The sequence below is a fragment of the Leptolyngbya sp. BC1307 genome (assembly GCF_002286735.1).
Taxonomy (GTDB): Bacteria; Cyanobacteriota; Cyanobacteriia; order Phormidesmidales; family Phormidesmidaceae; genus Phormidesmis.
The window spans coordinates 1-1,808 of record NZ_NRTA01000126.1 but is presented as its reverse complement, the minus strand read 5'-3'; the positions used below and the strand labels follow the sequence as shown (position 1 = coordinate 1,808).

1 protein-coding gene is annotated in these 1,808 nt (G+C 48.3%); it reads right to left on the bottom strand.

The genetic code is table 11. The annotated features are described in order from the left end of the window. Nucleotides 1-896: 896 nt before the first annotated feature. On the bottom strand, nt 897-1,808 hold a 912-nt coding region (locus tag CKL79_RS22300), incomplete at its 5' end, for a transposase (protein ID WP_141242221.1).

The window sequence follows — 1,808 nt, the reverse complement described above, 5'->3', positions numbered from 1 at the left end:
GATCTTGGCTTTGACTGCACTCTACGCTGCCTGATGAGATCCTGATTACCCGACTACCCCGCTGTCGTCACTCGCCTATACCCACTGTCACCTAATACCCAACTGAGCACCATGATGCTTTGCATCTTATCCGTCAACGCACTTGGTATTAAGCTAGGTCTATTGAGCGTGGCCTGCTGATAGATATGGCCATGTGCCATTCATCAAGGCGATGGCCTATTGAGTGCTTTCAAAGTATTGATAAAACCTAAGCACTATCTATCAATACTTTCGTTTAGTTAATGCGGTAGCTAAGTGGAGCTAAATTTTGTGATCACGACACCGTAGAAGGTTTTCTAAATAGTGTCTTTTCCTGGTTTTCAGAATTCACTATCGGCACCAAAGAACTCTCCTAATATTTCAGGCTATGTTCCTGAACGGTAAGTATTCTGGCGTTTGACTACAGGTGCAATAGCTAAAATCAGATGAGAGGATGCGCCTCTAATGAGACAATTGACTATCGACAAATTATTAAAAACAATCAAAGACGGTGGCTCAAAGTATATTCTTAAAACTAGCTGATAAAGCTAGAGAAATTATATACTTGCCGTTGAATATGTTTACTGGCGCAGAGTCTAGACAGTACTCTGCACCAGCAAACTATGACAAAGAATAAATGTACTACTAAACCCGGCTTCTACCCTGAGTCTTGACTGTCTCAATCTGGAATTTACCTTTTCGGGGGGTTTATGCAAAAAGCCCCAGGCTGGGTGTGGCACCTGGTTCAATGGCTAGGCAATTTAATCCCGGTCTCGTTGCTATTAATGCGATTGGGGCTTACCCCCCCGCCCATATTCTCACCAATGAGAAGTTTGCCAGCAATAGCTCAATAACCGCTGGTAGAAGGCAAGCTTGTTTTAGCTTGCAACAAAACAAGCCGACTCAGCAGGCAGGGCCTGAGCCGTTGCCTGAGCCGCTCTTTGTCTAATGACATCAGGCAACAAGGGAACAGTGTCATCGTGTTTGAGCCTGGAGGTCAAATATTGCCAGAACGAAAAGCCCAGCTTGCGACAGGTTTTTTTGAGGCCGACAAAGGTGTCACGCGCCTGCCTGCCCAAGTCATGGCGAGTGGTGCCACTAATCTTACGACGAGTGACCATCTCGCGAATATCAGATTCAGCGGCATTGGTATGCAAAGGCAGCGCTGGCATCTCCAGGACGCGCAGGAGTTCTGCCTTGTGGTTGGTAAACTGCTTGAGCACCGCGTTTAAGGGCGCATTGTCCTCGAAGGTCTGTGCAAAGATGGCATCAAAGCCTCGGTTGAATGCAGGTATATCGTCAGCAGAGGGGTCTTGGCGATAAAACTTCAAGGCTTGGTAGTAGGCCCACAGCTGATAGCGCAGGGCTTCAATTTCGTTGAGCTGCGCAGGGGTTTCGCCGCTCAATTTGCGCAGGGTACGTTCCATATGTATCCAGCACAGGGCATGGACGAACAAGACAAACTGCGGCGCACCATCACTGAGGATAATCAACTCAGGTGACACCCCATGGCTAATCACACTGCCGAGCAAAGCCGCTTCGGTGACCAACCTAACCGCGAGCGGGGTGACGATATCAAGGCGCTCTAAATAAGCTGCCCATGCCGATTCACCCTGACAAATCACCTGCTCAGAAAAGCTCAGTTTCTCTAAATGGCGAGACGCTAGCCCATGAGCGCTCAGGTAGGCTTGGGCATATTCGTTGAGCACATAGTCCTCAAACGGATGACGCAGGAGCTTGAGATAGTTTTGCCGGGACTTGTGCTCACTACTGCGAAAATAGGCAAATAG